Raw genomic sequence first — 19008 nt, 5'->3', positions numbered from 1 at the left:
AATGTAATCACTTTCAAGTAGGTTTTTAAAATCTTAGTAAATTATAATCAATCATTAATTTATTTTATTGTTTCAATAGTTATTGACAGCGCTGAGTTACCATTCCTAATAATTTGCAAAAGTAATGATGGTATATTTTTTCTCTTGTTAAGACTTTTATTTAAGTTAAAAACAATAAATTTTTATAAAACAAATTTAATTATTTATATTTTTTAAAAAAAGGATGTTATATCTGATTTTTTTGTATATACTATTAACAATAAATTTTTGAAAGATGGTTGGTGTTGATGTGTGCAAAGAATAAGTTGAGTGTGATAGCAGTAAGTTTAATGATAATAGTAAGTTCTCTCTTTAATTTTGATGTTAATGCCCATGCAAGTACTTCAATAAAGGAAACAGCTAATGTTAATGATAATGTTGTAATGGATTTTTATAAAGAAAATTCAGAGTATTTTGACACTTCGGAAAATGGTGATGAGACAGTTGTAACTATCACAGATGATAAACTTATAAAGTATTTTAATGATCTAGGAATAGATACTTCTAAATTTTCAAATGATAGTACTAGCATGTTAAGAAGACAAAGTAACGGGGTAACAAAGTTGGTATGGCATGGAAAAGCATCAAAAGGTAATGTGGATGTATATATAAGTGCGTCAACGTTTAGTATTCTAGGTGGAGCTGGTACGGGAGTTGCAACAAGATTTATACTTATGTTGTTACCACCACAATTTAAACTTGCAGCAGCGGCTATAGATGGAGCTATTGGTGCTATCGGTTTTTCTGACTATGCAAGAGTATTTGTTGTAAAAGGATTTCGTTATCAATACAATTATTTACAATAATCGTAACTTAAAAGGATCATTAGGTGAATTTTATGAAGAAACTAAGCAAAATAATAAATGAGTTACTTTTTGTAGGAGTATATATTTTGGTAAGCGTATTAATAACATTTTTCCAAGGGAAATTAACGATTTCATATTTTTTTGATAACTTATTGTATAGAATAATAGGATTTGTGTTTGTGTATTCATTATTTTATTTTGTAGATAAAAAACATAGGAAGGAAAATAATTATGAAAAAAAATAATTATATAAAATCAATATTAATTCTAACTATATTTTTAGGTCTATCAACTATATCTGTTTCTGCTGAGGAAAACGATCTAACAAAAGAGGATTATATAACTACATAATCTGTTTCTGTTGAAGATAATGATCTAACAAAAGAGGATTATATTACTACACAATCTGTTTCTGTTGAAGATAATGATCTAACAAAAGAGAATTATATTACTACACAATCTGTTTCTACTGAAGATACAGATGTAACAAAAGAGGATTATATATTCAGGTCGAAAGTTTGGCCTCCGCGTACTCTTTTTGTAGAAGTATGGAAAGTGGTACCAACTGACCCGGGTCCGGTCCCTAGATCCTATAAACAATGGTATGTAGAGTATAGGAACGGCATAAAATATGAAGGATATATATCATGGACAGGTGCTAAAAAATATATACTGTCGCTCCTGTTAAATTACAATTTTTATTTAGAGGTATCATAAGATTAGCAAAAATTTAGCAATACTAAAAAGCAAGATAAATTATTAATTTAATTCATCTTGCTTTTTTAATATTTATTTTTTCAAAAAATTACTTTTCGAATTGATACTATATTAAATAGCTTTATTTTCGGTGTTACGACAAACTTCTTTTGTCATTTTTTCCTTTTAATAAATGTATCATAAGCTAATCATTCGTCTTAATCCACTTTTTTAGTTTTACATAATTAGTTTATTTGTTGGAAAAGCCCGCTTACATCGTTGACATCGATAGTAAAAAGGATTCCCTTACCCGGTTGGTCAATATCCATGGCTTTAGAAACTTTTTCAATGATTTCAGGCACTTTTTGTGTCTCAACAATCATTAAGACAAGCTCTTTTTCCGGTTCAATTTGAACATTAAAAATCTTAGGAGCTTTCTTCGAACCTAGTCCTCGACCATGGAGGATAGTTGCTCCACCTGCTCCTTCTTCACGAGCAGTTTCCACTACTTCATCCCCTGAATCACGATCAACAATTGTAGCTACTAATTGATACTTACTCATTTCTTGACCTCCCTCATTAAATTCATGCATTAACTGGTGACTGCCATAGACACTACTTGTATTAATTGAAAAGAGAATGCCCTTTCCTTTTTTAGGTAATTCACACTTTTCGGTTAAGACTTGATGAATTTTTTCTTCATTCGCATGATCAACCAACATCAATAAGGCTTCACGCTTGGAATCATTCAAACCTAATAAATCTAAGAAAGGATTGGCAACTGTTCCTTCTGCTTGAAAGATCGTTCCACCGGTAGCTCCTGCCAGGCGTGCCTGCTCAAGGTAATAGGAGGCTGTACCCTTCTTAACAATTGCAAAAAATAAGACTGTCTGCATAAATTCCCTCCTATGCTATTTTTTCTTGTTTTAATTTCCACTTATAGATGATTCCGAGTAATAATATCATGACGATTGGCGCCATTGCAACCGTTGCGATGACACCAAAGCCATCCGTTACCACATCTGCCGTTGGAATCCGATCCGCTGCCCCTTGTGCAAAGGACAGGATGAAAGTTGCCGTCATTGGTCCGGAAGCTACGCCTCCCGCATCAAAAGCAATCCCTCCAAATAAATCATCTACAAAAAAGGATAAACAGATGGCTAAAAGAAAGCCAGGTAATAAATAATACCAGATTTGAATACTAGGCACTAGGATACGAACCAGTGACCCACTGACAGCTAGGCCTACTCCAATAGATAGAAAGACAAGTAAAAGTTTATTCTTAATAAAACCACCCGTTACCGCTTCAACTTGGTCTCCCAATACGTGAACGGCTGGCTCAGCCAAAACAATCACCAAGCCCATAATCAAACCAATTACGGGTAACCATGCCTGATAGTCACGCGCTAACATATTACCTAGAAAACGCCCCATATCCATAAAGCCTTGATTGACACCTATTAGAAAGAGAACCAGTCCAATCAAAGTGTAAGTAACCCCTTTGATAATCCGTTTGAGTTCACGCTTTTTGAGCTTAAATTGTTTCCAATTCATAATCGCAAACAAAATGGCTAAGGGAGCGAGGGCCATTAAAGACTCAAGCAAGGTGTGTCCAATAGCCAAAAAGAATGGGGCAATAATTCCCTCCGTATAACGATAAACTTCTGCTTGCCCTTGGAAACTTACTCCTGTAATAACTGATAATAAAATAACTGCTAAAATTGGCCCGACACTCATGGCGCCTACTAAACCAAAAGAATCTTCCTCAGCCATGTGCCCCCCTTTACGAGATGAAACAGCCGCTGACAATGCTAAGATAAAAGGTGTGGTTAAGGCACCTGTCGTGGCACCTGACGCATCGAAAGCAATGGCTATAAAATCATTAGAAACCAATAAGGCCATTAAGGCGATCAACCCATAAGCAATTAAGAAAAAATACTTAATCGAAAAGGAAGACAAAATCCGCACGATACCAAAAGCAATTAAGAAGCCGACACCAAGTGAGACCATTGCAACAATCACCGTTGAAGTAAGAGCTCCTCCCATCGCATCAGCCACCTGTTGGCCTAAAATAAGTAAATCAGGTTCTGCGACCGTGACCGAAAAACCAATTACAAAGGCTAGCCCTGTAATGGCCCAAATATTGGGAGCATCTGCTACACTTTTCCCCATCAAATCTCCTATAGGACTCATACCAACTTCCACACCAAATAAGAAGATCGTTAAACCTATAATTAAAAAGACAGCCCCTATTAAAAAACGAATCATCATATCTGCCGACACATTGACCATGGTCAATGAAATGATCACGACTATAAGTATAATAGGCAGTACAGAAGCTAACACTTCTTTTAATTTATCGACTAATAAATCCATAACATTCCTCCTTCATAAATATTATTTCTCCTTCATCATACCATAGCTTAGCTTGACTTTTGCTTAAATCTTTATCACCATTCATTCCGTTCATCTTTTACTTGCATTTTTACCTTCATACCTTGACTTAAAAGTGTATGGCTCGTATAATACACTTAAACAAGCTGTATTATGATTGTGGGACACATCTTGGAATATAATAAAGCTTTAATGGAGGTAAAATAATGAAACTTGCACCCAATCTACCCATCTATACCCAAATTATTACTTGGGTAAAAGATCAGATCATCACAGGCAAATATACGCCGGGTTATCAATTGCCCTCAAGAAGACAATTAGCAAAGGAATGGAAAGTCAATCCCAATACCGTTCAAAAGGCATTTAAAGAAATGGAGGACTTAGGTATGATTGTTACTCAAGCTCAAAGACCTAGCACCATAACAACTGACACGCAATTAATTTCTCAACTTAAATATGAATCCATTGATCAAGCCATCGAAAACCTAGTCGATGTTTTAATTCCCATGGATTTGCAATTAGAAGATATCATCCAACGCCTTACCCATAGCTATCAAATTAAAAAGGAGGCCATTAACCATGATTAAAATCGAAAACCTCAACAAGTCTTTCAGTAAGCATAAGGTCCTTAAAGACATCAATTTAGAAGTTAAACCAGGTGAAATCACTGGATTGATCGGCATTAATGGTACAGGAAAATCGACCCTCATTAACTGTATTGCCAGACTTTTGCCTTATCAAGGGGAAATTTATATTGATGAAATAAAATTGCGAGATGCTAAAGCTAGAATATGGCATGTTCCCGATTACCTCAACTTTCCCCCTTCGATGACGGTTAAAGCATGCAAAGAATTTATGTACAATCTCTATCCTGCTTGGAATCCTACTAGAGCACAAGATATCCAAGATTTTTTCCAATTAGAAGATAGTAAGCGCATTAAAGAGCTATCCAAGGGGAATCAAGCAAAACTTAATTTAATGTTAGGCTTATCTTTAGAGGCAGATTATCTTCTGTTAGATGAACCCTTTGCTGGCATCGATGTCTTTAGCCGGGAAGAAATTCTTGAACTCTTTGGTTCATTTATCCAAAAAGACTGTGGTGTCTTAGTAACCACTCATGAACTTTACGATGTCGAACACTTTATCGACCGAGCCGTTTTAATGAGTGAGGGCCAAATCAAACACTCTATCTATTTAGAAGATATGCGTGAAAATGAAGAACTATCCTTAGTTGAATGGTTAAGAAAGGAGTTAAATTAAATGAAAGAAATATTAAGTTTAACTTATTTTGAAATACAAAGACAGAAACTTTACTGGTTATCCATCGCTTTAATCTATCTCGTCCTATCCTTAATTTCTATTAATAATAATATACAAAGCAATTTTCAACAAAATATGGTTATTCAGCCAAGTATATTGCTGAATATCATAAATATCGCCTTTATTATCGGAGTTATTAGTACGGCCATTGCGACCCTTTTAGTCTGGTTAAAAGATTGGTTTAGCCAAGGTAAAATGATTTCTCGCTGGTTAGCTGGCCCTTTTAAACGATCCAGCCTCTACCATGCAAAATTTCTAAGCCTCGTCTTTTATTTTTTCCTGAATATTTTATTCGTTTATTTTACAGTATATGTTTTTCATTTTCTCTTACAAATGATCTTACAAGAGCGGTATTCAAATGATATGCCCCTCTATCTCGTTTTCAACTTTTCTTATTTCACCAATCTTTTCACCGAATCCATCTGGGTATCGCTTGTTAATATCTTAGCCTGGCTTGCCTTGATTCCAATCACCCTTCTATTTGTACTGCTTGAACGCGCCTATTCCTGGAAATGGTCTGTCCTCTACTTGCTCATCCTAGTAGCAGGAACATATCTTACTGGAAAACTCATAGCTTTTGGTATGCTACCTACTAATCTCGAGTTTCATGCGTTTTATCCACTCAGTTTTATCCTTGTAGGAAGTATCACTTACTGGATTGGCAGTCAATATGTCGCAAAAGATCTGCATATTTAAAGGAGGTAGAAAGATGAATTATTATAAACAAATGATTAAATACTTTGCAATCATTGGCATGGGGTTAATCTTATTAGTAGGAAGTCTCTATGGTCTTAACTCGCCGATTATTGGGAAATTAACCTCAATAAAAGGAGATGAAAAACTAACCAATCTACCTGAAGAGTATGTCCAACTAAGTAGTCAAAACAGTTTCTTCTCTCTGCCAGAAGAAATGTTCCAAAATAAAAGTGGAGATTTTCAGTTGAGTCGTTCAAATCTTAAATTCAAAAGCCTTGATTTTGAGGGAAATAAAGAATTAAAAGCATTAGCTAAAGAAGCCCCCAACTTTTTCAAAGGAATAGATTCACTAGAACAAATCTATCAAGGAGATAAGCACTATTTCTGGATTGAAAGTGATTTGTTTTCTAATGAAGAAAAACCCATCAAAGTTCACTTTTTAGACTTTACAAATAAAAAGGAGCTTATCAAAGATATTCCTACAATCAAAACTTCAATTAAGGACTCGGATAAAATCTATCTGCAAAATGTTCAAGTCCGACAAGTTGATGGTAAATATTATCTAATGTGTCTTTACAATATCGAATCGGGAAACAGCAATAGCGACAAATTTTCCTTTAAAAACAAAATTACAATTTACCAACTTGATGAAGTCAACAAAGAAAACCAATTTAAACTCATTAATGAAGAAGACTATACTGTATATAGTGATGAGGAAACTCTAGCTAAAGATGTTTGGTTCAATAGTCCATTCTTAAGTAGTAACCTCTCTCTTGATGCTCCCTTTATTCAAACTAGCTATAATCTTGAAAATGACGAGAATGGTCCCTTCTTTCTGTTTGATTTTAAAGACCAATCATGGCAAGAAACTAAAGTAACCATTCCAAGTTCAAATAGCTTCGAAATCCTGACTGCTGACTCTAACCATATTTATATCATCGAATATCAAAAAAATAAGCCTCACTTTGGTCGCTACTCAATAAAGGAAGATAATTATATCGGTGAGATTCCGATTGAACATTTTGAATCTTTGGAAGTTGGGCTAGGCATTCAAGTGATTGACTATAACAGTAAGGGGCCATCTCTTCTCTCCCTCAATGATTCTGGCAAGAAATATTATGGCTATTACGATTTAAACACCGGACAAAGCCAGTCACTCTTTAGAATCGATTTTCCTAAAGAGTATCAGAATTATTTAGATCTTTTAATTTGGAATTAAAGAATCATACGCACCCATATTGTACTTTAAAGGAGGCTGACTAATGTCACAGCCTCCTTTTATTTTAAAAAAGTTATGCCTTTAATTTTAAAAGAAAACCATTTCCTTTTTATTACTTAAAGTTACATTATAATTAGATATTTATTTATGCTTCTTAGCTATATTCCCCATCGAATAGCCACTTTAAATTACTGGAAATATTTTAGCCATCAACTATTTAAAGAGGAAGTGAAATGAAAGAGGCTTTTACGGCTGGTGAGCATGATGACCTCGGGTGACACAACTGCTTTGCGCAAGGGAAAAAGAAAGCAGAAAACTAGAGGAAGAAATTTCAAAATTTGAGAAAATACTTCAATCAAAAAAGAGCAATTAAACAGTCAACAGAAGATGAGTTAATAGCCGATAAAAGCAAAGAATCAGAAAGTATTATTTTAATTGATAAGACAGACTTTTATAATATAGCATTCAAAGAAATTGAAATAAACGACCAATGATGACTACGGCTTAACTGTCACTTCAACAAATCATTAGACAAACAAAAAAGCAGTCTTAGTTTAACTAGGACTGCTTTTAAGATGTTAGGCATTTTAAAAACTTCGATTAAGCTTCAACAGCTACTGGGTAAACTGAAACTTTCTTAGCTTTTTTACCCTTGCGTTCGAATTTAACGATTCCATCAATTTTTGCAAATAATGTATCATCGCCACCACGGCCAACATTTTCGCCTGGATGGATTTTTGTTCCACGTTGACGGTAGATAATTGATCCACCTGTTACTTCTTCACCGTCGCCAACTTTAGCGCCTAAACGCTTAGCAATGGAATCACGACCGTTCTGAGTAGAACCTCCACCTTTTTTAGTAGCGAATAGTTGTAAGTCTAATTTCAACATAGAGAGCACCTCCTATAGTATAGTTTGTTTAATCTGGATATATTCGGGATAAGCTTGTTCTGTCACTTCTAAAGCTAAAATTAAATGACGCATCAAAAGTTGCACATCATGTTTTAACTTCTTTTGTTCAATCGATGGTAGTACGAGCTTGAGATAACCACCTTCCATTTCATTAACAGTGGTTTCTACAGGCACTTGCAAGAGTTGGTAAAGAGAGTTTTCTACTGAAATAACTTGGCTAGATACTGCGGCACAGACAATATCTTGTCCATGTTCACCATAACCAGCATGTCCTGTCATTTCGATTGCTTTAACTTCTTGACCCTCTTTTGAAAGGCTGATTTGTACTTGAATCATGATTAAGCCTTAATCGCGTTAACAGTTAATTTAGTGTATGGTTGACGGTGTCCTTGCTTACGGTGAGAATCTTTACGACGTAAATATTTGAAAGTAACCACTTTCTTTTCGCGTCCTTGTTTCTCAACAGTCGCTTCTACACTTGCTCCAGCAACTAATGGTGAACCTACCTTTGTTTCACCTTCACCACCTACTAAAACGACTTCATCAAAAGTCACTTTATCGCCTTCAGCAACGTCTAGCTTCTCAACGAAGATTGTTTGTCCTTCTTCTACCTTAATTTGCTTGCCGCCTGTTTTTATAATTGCGTACATTCAAGCACCTCCTATTATTAGATTTTCGGTATAAATACCTACACTTAGACTCGCCAACTTGAGTGGCTAATGCACTTAAACTCAAGGATGAGCGGTTGCAGTTGTGGTGCTACACAAATACAACATTAGTAGGATATCAGAATTACTTTAGACTGTCAATAATTCTAAGGAAAGATATTTTTGGTAAATTACCAAATGCGAAGGCGCTCCTCTGGAGCTAGCCACATGCCGTCCCCTTCTGACGTTTCAAATGTTTCATGAAATTCATCAAGATTCTTCACTTGGACATTGGCGCGTAATTCTGCCGGTGCATGAACATCTACTTGAAGCAACATTAATTCATACTCTGGACGCGCTTTTTGACACCAAATACGGGCCCAATTGATAAAGAACTCCTTATAATCTGTTTCTCCTTCATTTTTTAAGGCATTTAATGCAGCTGTCAAACCACCTCCATCTGCAATGTTTTCAGAAACGGTTAACTTGCCATTTACTTTCCCTTGGCCAAACGGCATACCATCCCATTGATCAACCATCGCTTGAGCTTTTTGGTTAAAAGCTTCAAAGTCTTGCTCAGCCCACCAGTTATTCAAGTTACCATTTTCATCAATTTTAGCGCCATTATTATCGAAAGCATGCGAAATCTCATGAGCTATGACAGCTCCAATTCCTCCATAATTCGCCGCTCTTGATTGATCCAGACTATAGAAAGGAGCTTGTAAAATAGCGGCTGGGAAACAAATATTGTTTAAAGTGGGATTGTAATAGGCGTTCACTCTATCTGCTGGCATCAACCATTTATCTCGGTCCACCGCTTGCTTGTATTGTGAAAAATGATCTTTTTGATGAATCCTCTTTAACGATAAACAATTTTTAAAAAGAGAGCTCTCTGCATTCACTTTTAAGTCTTTATAATATTCTGGATAGTCGTTTGGAAAGCCTATTAGATAGTTAAATTTTTCTAACTTTCTAATTGCTAATTGAATGGTTTCATCACTTAACCATTGGTTCTTTTCCAATCTTTTTTTGTAAACTTCAATCATCGCTTTGACCATGCTCTCTATATCGCTACGAGCTTCGAATCCTAGATATTTTTTGCCATAATAGGTGCCTATCACTTGATCAAACAGATCCCTTACTAGGTAAAAATAAAATTTTTTCGCTTTCATCGGTTCAGGCGTTCCCGATAGAGCCAATGAAAACTCACTGCCTTTTAAACGAAAATCTTCACCTAACACTCCGGATAGGTCATTAATTGTGCTTACTATTATCCAAGATTTAAGAAGTTCAATATTATCCGACTGAACAATTTCATCTAGATGTTCAAAAAAAGAAGGTTGAGTAACAATAATTTTTTCTGGCACTTCTTTGATAATCTGCTTAATAAAAGAATCAATTGCAATTTCTTGACAATAATCTTTCACTTCAGCAATGGATCGTGCATTATAATTTTGGGTATAGTCCGCTAATTCTTCTTGCGTTTTCTGATAGCTAGCTAATTTACGATCAAATTCTATACAGTTTTTTACCCATTGTTGACTTTGGTCCTTATTATAACCAAGACTTATTAATAATTCTTCGCTTTGTTTTTGGTATATGTTCAAAAGAAATTGTCCTTTTTCATTTTCTTCATCGTAATAAGGAGTGTCTGGCAAAATTAACCTTGGGACATCCATATAAAGGCAATTTTGTTCCGCATTTTTCATGTCTGGTTCAACGGATAAGTTAATTAACGAAGGTAATTTATAGTTTAATAGTTCCACCATTTTAGCTGTAATAGCTTGATAATCTGCTTGTGAAAGGATACTATTTAAAAAGTCTTTAGCTTCTGCCAAATTGTCTTTCTCTTGATGTTCAAAATCAAGTGCTTTTTTATAAAGCTTGATAAACTCTAACATTAAAGGATCCGTAGTAGTTAGTTTCCCTTCAACTAACGCGTTGATATCCTTCAAACAAACTTCTTCAACTTTCTCGGCTAATGACATAAATCCACCTGTAGCTGGTTTGTCTGAAGGAATCACCGCTTCTTCTAGCCATTCCCCATTTACCGCTTGATATAAATCATCTTTTAATAAAGAGTGATTGATCGCCATAATAATTCCTCCTCTTTTGTTGTTTTATTCTCTTAATTATAACATTTTATTTCAAATGCATAAAAAAACCGGGAAATAGTTCCCGATCTTCTTTTAAAAGATAATATGATCATCATAACCTAACCAACGCACAAGCAACCGATTAGGAAGATACATGAAAAAGGTTAAGGCCATATTAAAGATTAGAGTTGGTCCTAAACGCATCACAACATAGTCTTCAAAAAGAAGCCTACTTAGTCCTACTTGTTGATAGAAAAGATAAACAACGAAATCAATAATAGTTATTGAAACGATAAATAACATCATATGGATAATAGCGTTGCGTGGAAAGTGACGCCTGATTGAAAGAATAAAATATGCGATGAGAAAATAAAGAATGGCGTATAGGCCTAAAATGGTTGAATTATAAGCATCTGCTATTAACCCTATAAAGAAAGCATAGATCATAATTGAAGTATTACGTAAATAAAAGGAAAAGGTTACAATAAAATAGAGCAGTAGATGTGAAACAATGATTTGTTCATTTCCTAAAAAGGCTGTGGGAAAGATAGAGGGCAGGGCTGAATCGATTACTAAGGCAAAGAGTAAGACAAGTGGAACAATACCCACAATGTTTCTTTCTCTTTGATAGCCAAATTTAGTCGAAAAATTATTCATCTTGCTGAGCTCCTTCACGTAAGATCACTGTTACAAATCGAATATCAGTCATCTCTCCAGCCGGTTTTACTCTTACCGTTTGGAATAATCCTTGGGCATCCATTTCTGTTTGGGTAACTTCTCCAACAAAGAGCGAGGATGGTATTACCCCCCCTAAACCAGAAGTAATGACCATATCTCCCGCTTTTACTTTAGCATCTGGCAAAACTTGAGTCATGATGAATTCTTTGTCCTTCGGGTCATAGTCACTGATCACACCAATTGCAGAAGATCCATCTTTATCCGTTTGAACACGAGCCGATACCATACCGTCTTTTGATTGGTTGCTAGTTAATAAAAGAACCTTAGAAGATGAAGGATATACCTCTATAATACGTCCAATCAGACCGTTTCCAGCCATAACAGCCATATTTTCTTCCATACCCTGTTTGGAGCCTAAATTGATAATAAGGGTTTCTGTCCATTGATCAGGATTTCTTGAAATAACAGTACCATGAATACTGGTGAATTTAGAAAGAGTTTCTGACAAGTCAAGTTCTTGTCGTAATTTTTCATTTTCAGTCTCCAAATCGGCAATACGCACTTGCATTTCATAAGATTTATCAATTTTTGATTTGAGTGCTTCATTTTCTTCAAAAGTATTGACTAAATCGTCCACAGAATTCACAAACTGAACCACCATGCTTACTGGTTCAGAAAATACTCTGCCGGTCCAGGAGATTGTTTCATTAACAGCTGTTTTGACCACATTATTCGTTCCATTGAAAAGAGAATAAGCGATTAAACTGCTAATGACAATCCCACCCAGAAGAATTCCAATTAACTTCTTATTATTAAGCATATTTTGCCTTCTTTCTACTAGTAAACAATTATCTTAAACTCCGCTCAATCGCTGATGATTGACGATCCAACTCATTAAACATACGTCCTGCACCCATAGCGACACAGTCGATGGGTAAATCGGCTCTTCGTACAGAAAGACCTAATTCTTTTTCAATTCGTTCTGGTAGATGTTTAAGTAAAGACCCGCCACCAGTCAAAATAATACCTGTTTCCATGATGTCTGCAGATAATTCAGGGGGGGTTAATTCTAACACCTGTTTTATTCCTAAAATAATTTGATGAATTACTACATCAATTGCTTTTGCAACTGTCTGAGTGGATACTTTGGCTTCATTGGGCACGCCGGTTATAACATCTCTACCTTTTACAATTAAATGATCATTTTCTTCTTTAGGATCATACAAGGCTTCCCCTATCACTATTTTTAAAGTCTCTGCCGTATAATTTCCTATAATTAAATTGTGTTCTTGGCGAACTTGAGATTGAATTTCTTCATTCATATTATTACTGGCTGCACTAAGCGTTAAGGAATCTACAATCTCGCCATATGATAAAGTGGCGATATCGGTAGTACCTCCACCGATATCCACAATCATTTTTCCTCTTGCTTCTTCAATTGCTAAATTCGCTCCTAGAGCTGCTACAAAAGCCTCCTCAACAATCATTGCTCGGTTGATTCCTAATGATTTGATTGCATCAATTAGTGCCTTTCTTTCTACTTTAGAAATTTGGCTTGGCGAACTAATGACAACTTCTGGTTTTGAGAAGGAATGACGTAAGGCTTGAGTAATAAAATGGCCCAACATCATTTTGGTCATTGAGAAGTTAGCGATAACGCCCTTACGAATGGGGTAAATCATTTCATAACGGTTTGACGTTCTTCCAACTAGTTTCGATGCTTCTTTTCCATAGGCAACAACTTCTCCTGATTCTTTGTCAATTGCTACTATAGAGGGTTGGCGCAATGCAATACCCTTTCGTGCAATGTAAATGATGGTTGTTGAAGTGCCTAAGTCAATTCCAATTTGCTGTTTGCCAAAAATCCCCATGCATTCATCCGCCTTTCAAATAATAGCAATAGCTTTGTAAATTATAGCAAAAAAAAAGTTTAAAAACTAGCGAACCCTTTCTTTGCTCAACTGAATTTTAAATTTTGGAAATTTCATTTGGTTTTTAAACAACTGCTTGAGCACGATTATAGCTATCAAAAAATACCGCAAGGTTATTTAGTTCCCTTACGGTATTTTTTGATTCGATAGATTAGATTGGTCGAAAGTCTAGGCTAATTTTTCAACATTAACTGCTTGAGGTCCACGAGCGCCTTCCTCAACTTCGAATTGAACTGCTTGTCCTTCTGCTAAAGTTTTGAAGCCTTCACCTTGGATGGCTGAGAAGTGTACAAATACGTCTGAGTCACCCTCACGTTCGATAAAGCCAAAACCTTTAGATTCGTTAAACCATTTTACTGTACCTTGTTCCATTTACAAATATCCTCCTCGTGCCTAAGCACCTGTATTAATTATATTCTTGCTCTTGGTACGAAGTGGAATTCCCAAACTATGATACCCCTTACAAAAACATATCTAAATTCTAACATAGCTGGCTATTCTATTTCAATAGTTTTCAAGTATTTTATCATTTAGCATTTAAAGATAACTAAATAAAACAATCACTCGCTTCACGCAAACTCAAATAGCGATCGTTTCCAATAATCAAATGATCCAAAAGTTCAATCCCCATCATCTCCCCACACGCTATCATTCGCTTGGTAAATAGCAAATCTGCCTGTGAAGGATCTGGATTACCAGAAGGATGGTTGTGAGCAATAATTAGCCTTGCAGTTGGATATTTTACCGCTTCTTTAAAAATTTCTCTTGGGCAAGCTACCGAACTATTGACCGAACCGATAAAGATGGTTTGTTTTTTGATAATTTCATTCTTACTATTTAGAAAAAGAGCGACTAAATGTTCTTGATGAAGGTCTCCCATCTCTTTAATCAACCATTGCCCTGCTTGAGAAGTTGAAGTTAGAACGCCCTGTTTTTTAAATTGGGCATCTTGCACTCTACTCCCAAACTCAATCGCTGCTTTTATCTCAACTGCTTTAGCAGGACCAATTCCTTTAATCGATTGGAGTTCACTAAGTGAGGCAATTTTTAAAGTGTTGAGTGGTTCAAAATGACTAAGCAAACGAATGGCTAAGTTTAAGACATTTTCTTTTTTGCTTCCTGTTCTAAGGAGAATAGCCAACAATTCATGATTGGATAAATTTTTAGCACCGTATTGTCTGAGACGTTCGCGCGGCTGGTCTTGCTGGGTCATTTGACGGATACAAGAGTTATTCGATGACAAAAGAATTCCCCCTTACTGCTAGTATCAATAAATACAAGAAGTAAGGAGGAAAAGTGCTCGCTATTATTCAATAAGTTAAATCATTTGGTGAGCTAAGAGATAGGCTCTAGCTTCTGAGACAAAGTATAGAGAGCCCGTTATTAATAAGAGGGCCTGCTTATTATTTTGATTATTTAATTGATAATCATTCATCCAACTTTTCCAATCATCAACGTAATGGGCTTTATGACGATTGACAATTGATTCGGCTTGTAAAACTTCTGCAAAATCTTTTTCTTTCATAGCTTCGAAATGGTGGAAGGAAGTCAAATAAACTTTTTCGGCATGAAAATTCAACAATAAAGGAACTTGTTCTGCTTGATTTTTCTTCTTTAAACCTCCATAAATAATGGTGATCTCGAAAGCAGAAAAATTCTCATCTACCACACTTTTCAGTGCGGTCAGCCCTTCCATATTATGCGCCCCATCTAAAAAGATGTATGGATTTTCAAAAATCTTTTCTAATCGACCAATCCATTTTGTCTTTTGCAAAGCCTCTCTCGCTTTGGGCCAATCAATCGTTTGCTTTTGGTGAGCCATCCATGAAATAAATACTTGCAAAGAAACGGCCGCATTTCTCACCTGATGATCTCCCACCATATTTATTTCAAAAGCTTCTTGTGGAATTGCTTGACTGTCAGTCCAAAATTGGAATTGAGTCTTAAAAGGGCTTAACTTGTTAATATTTTTGACACCGAAAGTTTGGTCATAAGAGCGGTGGACAGCTGTGCGAGCATTTGCCCATTTATCAATAATGCTTAGAGGACTTTTTTGAATAAGTCCTGTGACAACCTCTTTTTGCGGCTTGATGATGCCCGCTTTTTCAAGAGCAACGGACTCTAAGGTGTCTCCTAACATATCCGCGTGATCCATACCAATAGAAGTAACAACGGCAATCTCTCCGTCTAAAACATTGGTACAATCCGACATGCCTCCGATTCCTGCTTCAATCAAGCAAACATCCGGTTTTTTTTCTTGAAAATATAAGCACATCATAATAGTAAATAGTTCAAAATATATTAAACGACCATAAGGAGAGTAGGCTTCCATGTAATCATTTAATTCAACCAATTGATTGGTTAAACGAATGAGCGCTTCGTCACTAATTTGTTGACCATCAAAAGTAATTCTCTCATTAAACCGCTCAATATGTGGCGAGGTGAAAGATCCTACTTTATAGCCCTGGCTCGACAGTAAATCTCTTAAATAAGCTACCGTTGATCCCTTACCATTAGTCCCGGTGATATGGATAATTGGTAAACCTTTGTGAGGATTTCCCACGTATTCCAAAGCTTGATACATTTTAGTCATATCAGGTCTTGGGATAGGATTGATTTGGTTTAACAACCAATGAGTCGCCTCATCAACATTTGTAAACGTCATTTTGATTCCTCTTTTTCTAACTATTTAGATTAATGGTTTTAATTCTTCAATTCTTTCTTGCACTGCTTTTAACCTTTGTTCATATTCAGCTAATTTAGTGCGTTCACCTTCAACTACTTGAGCAGGTGCTTTAGCAACAAATCCTTCATTCGAAAGTTTCTTCACTAGACGTTCGACTTCTTTTTCTAACTTAGTGACTTCTTGCTCCAAGCGCTTAATCTCATCCTCTATTTTGACTAATCCAGCTAATGGGATGAAAATTTGTGCAAATGAAAGTGTCTGTGTAACCATTTCTCCTTCTATTTCAGGATTAGCAGCAATTTCTAAGTGGTCTGTGTGACAGAAACGATTAATGTATGCCCGGTTACTTTCTAAACTTTCTTCAATACCCTTATCTTGAACTTTAATGATCATTTTTAAAGCTTTAGATAATGGTGTGTTCATTTCATTTCTGATTTGACGCACCGCTGTAATGACTTCAATCAATTCCTGCATTTGTTTTTCAGCAATATCGTTTTTGTATTCTTCTTTAACGGTTGGATAAGCTGCTGTAACGATTGATGCAGCTTGTGGAGCAATTTGCTGCCAAATTTCTTCAGTTACAAAGGGCATAATTGGATGTAATAGACGTAAGAATTGGTCCAAGACATAAACAAGAACTGATTTAGTGGCAAAATGATCATGTTCTTGATCTTGCAACTGTTCTTTAGTCATTTCGATATACCAGTCACAGTAATCATCCCAAATGAAATGATATAAGACCCTACCTGCTTCTCCAAATTCAAAGCGTTCAAATAAACGGCTTACTTCTTCAATTGTTGTTTGTAAACGGGAAAGAATCCACTGATCGGCAAGTGTCAAATCTTGCTTGATTTCTAAATTTTCAATGGTTAAATCACCCACATTCATTAATACATAACGTGAAGCATTCCAGATTTTATTAATAAAGTTCCAAGCTGCTCCCATCTTTTCAGTGGAGTAACGAATATCTTGTCCGGGAGTCGACCCTGTGGCTAAGAACCAGCGAAGGGAATCCACCCCATATTCATCAATAACGTCCATTGGATCAATTCCATTGCCTAGCGATTTTGACATCTTACGCCCCTGGCTATCACGGATTAATCCATGAATTAAAACATTTTGGAAAGGTCGTTTACCCGTAAACTCTAAAGATTGGAAAATCATACGCGACACCCAGAAGAAAATAATATCATAACCGGTCACTAGGGTACTGGTTGGGAAGTAGCGACGATAATCGTGACCTTCTTCTGGCCAACCCATGGTTGAAAATGGCCACAAGGCAGATGAGAACCATGTATCTAAAACATCCGGATCTCTTAACCAATTTTCTTCATCACTGGGGGCTTGTTCGCCAACATAAACTTCACCTGTTTCTTTATGGTACCAGGCTGGAATTTGATGTCCCCACCAAAGTTGACGTGAGATCACCCAATCATGAACATTGTCCATCCAAGTTTGGAAAGTTTGATTAAAGCGTGGTGGGTAAAATTCAACTGCTTGATCGGTTGCTTGATTAGCCAAAGCTTGCTGGGCTAAAGGTTTCATCTTGACAAACCACTGAGTAGATAGATAAGGCTCTACGACCGCCCCAGAACGCTCAGAATGGCCCACTGAATGCGTATGTTCTTCAATCTTAACTAAGTAGCCTTGCTCTTTTAAATCTTTTACAATTTGCTTGCGTGCATCGAAGCGATCCATGCCTGCATATTTTCCACCTAATTCGTTAATAGTGCCATCTTTTTTCATCACATTCATTCGTGGTAGATGATGACGGTTACCGACTTCAAAGTCATTCGGGTCATGAGCTGGGGTAATCTTCACTACACCTGTACCAAATTCTCGATCCACATACTCATCTGCTACGACAGGAATTTCACGATTCATTAATGGTAAGAGTACTTTTTTACCGATCAAATGTTGATAACGCTCATCAGCAGGGTGTACAGCAATCGCTGTGTCGCCTAAAAGTGTTTCAGGACGGGTGGTGGCAATTTGAACCACTTCATCACTACCAACCATTGGATAATTAACATGATAAAAAGCACCTGGTACATCTTTATGGATCACTTCAATATCGGATAGAGCCGTTTGGGCTTTTGGATCCCAGTTAATAATATATTCTCCCCGATAGATAAGTCCTTTTTCATAAAGTTTAACAAAGACTTTATTAACTGCTTTGTTTAAACCGTCATCCAGCGTAAAACGTTCACGCGCATAATCGACTGAAATACCCATTTTCCCCCATTGCTGGCGGATAATGGTTGCATATTCTTCCTTCCAAGACCAAGTTTTTTCTAGGAATTTCTCCCGCCCTAAATCATGACGACTTAAGTTTTCATCTTCTGCTAAACGCTCTTCCACTTTAGCTTGAGTCGCAATTCCAGCATGGTCCATACCAGGTAACCATAAAGTATCATAGCCTTGCATTCTTTTAGAACGGATAATCATATCCTGCAAAGTCACATCCCAAGCGTGACCTAAATGTAATTTACCCGTTACGTTAGGGGGTGGAATTACAATTGAATATGGCTCTGCTTTAGAATCTCCTGAAGGCTTAAATACACCTTGTTCTATCCATTTTTGATATTTACCTGCTTCAACCGTCTGAGGTTGGTACTTACTTGGCATTTGCTTCGTATTTTCTACCATCGTTACACCTTCCTTAATTCATTTTCATAAAAAAAATCCTATGCTTTGCATAGGACGTCAATTACGTGGTACCACCTAAATTTAATCAAGTAAAAAAGTTACTTAATCACTCTTTCTTGTTAACGGAGCAGACTCCGTAAGACACTATTGTTGATTTCTCATGTCTTATGACTCCAAGCTACCTTCATTCATCGAGAAACTTTCAGCGCAAGGTTTCCTCTCTGGATGGTGATGAATTA

General features: G+C 36.2%; 19 protein-coding genes and 2 other annotated features (1 of these 21 only partly in view). Of the genes, 6 read left to right on the top strand and 13 right to left on the bottom strand.

Annotated features, from left to right (window positions below; all coding sequences use genetic code 11):
- Nucleotides 1-329: 329 nt before the first annotated feature.
- Complete coding sequence (locus ACQV2S_RS05290) at nt 330-845, top strand: hypothetical protein (RefSeq protein WP_428885120.1); 516 nt, start codon at nt 330-332, stop codon at nt 843-845.
- A gap of 941 nt (nt 846-1786) precedes the next feature.
- Here the strand turns inward: ACQV2S_RS05290 and ACQV2S_RS05285 are convergent.
- Together ACQV2S_RS05285 and ACQV2S_RS05280 are read right to left on the bottom strand one after the other, a co-directional pair.
- Complete coding sequence (locus ACQV2S_RS05285; protein WP_428885119.1) at nt 1787-2437, bottom strand: P-II family nitrogen regulator; 651 nt, start codon at nt 2435-2437, stop codon at nt 1787-1789.
- Between the two features lie 10 nt (nt 2438-2447).
- Nucleotides 2448-3917 (bottom strand): DUF1538 domain-containing protein, encoded by a 1470-nt coding sequence (locus ACQV2S_RS05280; protein ID WP_428874995.1) that lies wholly within the window; start codon nt 3915-3917, stop codon nt 2448-2450.
- Between the two features lie 224 nt (nt 3918-4141).
- Here ACQV2S_RS05280 and ACQV2S_RS05275 point away from each other — a divergent pair, with 224 nt between their 5' ends.
- From ACQV2S_RS05275 to ACQV2S_RS05255, 5 genes are all read left to right on the top strand, one after another.
- Complete coding sequence (locus ACQV2S_RS05275; protein ID WP_428874417.1) at nt 4142-4522, top strand: GntR family transcriptional regulator; 381 nt, start codon at nt 4142-4144, stop codon at nt 4520-4522.
- A complete protein-coding gene (locus ACQV2S_RS05270; protein WP_428874418.1) occupies nt 4515-5195 on the top strand; it encodes an ABC transporter ATP-binding protein in 681 nt (226 codons plus the stop codon). The genes ACQV2S_RS05275 and ACQV2S_RS05270 overlap by 8 nt, the downstream gene beginning before the upstream one ends.
- Nucleotides 5196-5951 carry a hypothetical protein gene (locus ACQV2S_RS05265; RefSeq protein ID WP_428882128.1) on the top strand — a complete coding sequence of 252 codons (756 nt, stop codon included), beginning with the start codon at nt 5196-5198 and terminating at the stop codon, nt 5949-5951.
- A gap of 13 nt (nt 5952-5964) precedes the next feature.
- Nucleotides 5965-7170 (top strand): hypothetical protein, encoded by a 1206-nt coding sequence (locus tag ACQV2S_RS05260; RefSeq protein ID WP_428885118.1) that lies wholly within the window; start codon nt 5965-5967, stop codon nt 7168-7170.
- A gap of 338 nt (nt 7171-7508) precedes the next feature.
- Entirely contained in the window at nt 7509-7664 is a 156-nt protein-coding gene (locus ACQV2S_RS05255) for a hypothetical protein (protein ID WP_428874421.1), read from the top strand.
- 106 nt (nt 7665-7770) lie between these two features.
- On the opposite strand, the gene rpmA is transcribed toward ACQV2S_RS05255, so the two are convergent.
- The 11 genes from rpmA to ACQV2S_RS05200 form a co-directional block, all read right to left on the bottom strand.
- On the bottom strand, nt 7771-8061 hold the full coding sequence (rpmA, locus tag ACQV2S_RS05250; RefSeq protein ID WP_090290150.1) for a 50S ribosomal protein L27: 291 nt from the start codon (nt 8059-8061) through the stop codon (nt 7771-7773).
- Between the two features lie 12 nt (nt 8062-8073).
- Nucleotides 8074-8418, bottom strand: coding sequence for a ribosomal-processing cysteine protease Prp (locus ACQV2S_RS05245; RefSeq protein WP_428874991.1), 345 nt, complete (start codon nt 8416-8418; stop codon nt 8074-8076).
- Between the two features lie 2 nt (nt 8419-8420).
- Nucleotides 8421-8732, bottom strand: a complete 312-nt coding sequence (gene rplU, locus ACQV2S_RS05240; RefSeq protein ID WP_258436143.1) for a 50S ribosomal protein L21 — start codon at nt 8730-8732, stop codon at nt 8421-8423.
- Nucleotides 8733-8768: 36 nt separating this feature from the next.
- Nucleotides 8769-8839, bottom strand: a sequence feature (ribosomal protein L21 leader region).
- Between the two features lie 81 nt (nt 8840-8920).
- On the bottom strand, nt 8921-10825 hold the full coding sequence (locus tag ACQV2S_RS05235) for a M13 family metallopeptidase (protein ID WP_428885117.1): 1905 nt from the start codon (nt 10823-10825) through the stop codon (nt 8921-8923).
- A gap of 93 nt (nt 10826-10918) precedes the next feature.
- Nucleotides 10919-11482: a rod shape-determining protein MreD gene (mreD, locus tag ACQV2S_RS05230; RefSeq protein ID WP_428873893.1), complete on the bottom strand. Its 564-nt coding sequence runs from the start codon at nt 11480-11482 to the stop codon at nt 10919-10921.
- Nucleotides 11475-12323 (bottom strand): rod shape-determining protein MreC, encoded by an 849-nt coding sequence (gene mreC / locus ACQV2S_RS05225; protein WP_428874989.1) that lies wholly within the window; start codon nt 12321-12323, stop codon nt 11475-11477. The genes mreD and mreC overlap by 8 nt, the downstream gene beginning before the upstream one ends.
- 28 nt (nt 12324-12351) lie before the next feature.
- Nucleotides 12352-13374, bottom strand: a complete 1023-nt coding sequence (locus ACQV2S_RS05220) for a rod shape-determining protein (RefSeq protein ID WP_428873891.1) — start codon at nt 13372-13374, stop codon at nt 12352-12354.
- A 228-nt stretch (nt 13375-13602) separates the two neighbouring features.
- Nucleotides 13603-13806, bottom strand: a complete 204-nt coding sequence (locus ACQV2S_RS05215; protein WP_428873890.1) for a cold-shock protein — start codon at nt 13804-13806, stop codon at nt 13603-13605.
- A gap of 175 nt (nt 13807-13981) precedes the next feature.
- Nucleotides 13982-14647 carry a RadC family protein gene (gene radC / locus ACQV2S_RS05210; protein ID WP_428873899.1) on the bottom strand — a complete coding sequence of 222 codons (666 nt, stop codon included), beginning with the start codon at nt 14645-14647 and terminating at the stop codon, nt 13982-13984.
- A gap of 105 nt (nt 14648-14752) precedes the next feature.
- A complete protein-coding gene (locus ACQV2S_RS05205; protein ID WP_428885116.1) occupies nt 14753-16099 on the bottom strand; it encodes a bifunctional folylpolyglutamate synthase/dihydrofolate synthase in 1347 nt (448 codons plus the stop codon).
- 24 nt (nt 16100-16123) lie between these two features.
- Entirely contained in the window at nt 16124-18769 is a 2646-nt protein-coding gene (locus tag ACQV2S_RS05200; protein WP_428885115.1) for a valine--tRNA ligase, read from the bottom strand.
- A 47-nt stretch (nt 18770-18816) separates the two neighbouring features.
- Nucleotides 18817-19008 (bottom strand) — a binding site (T-box leader) (it continues 22 nt past the right edge of the window).

This window comes from Facklamia sp. P13064, assembly GCF_050409425.1.
Lineage (GTDB): Bacteria > Bacillota > Bacilli > Lactobacillales > Aerococcaceae > Facklamia.
This window is presented reverse-complemented; position numbering and strand designations above follow the sequence as displayed.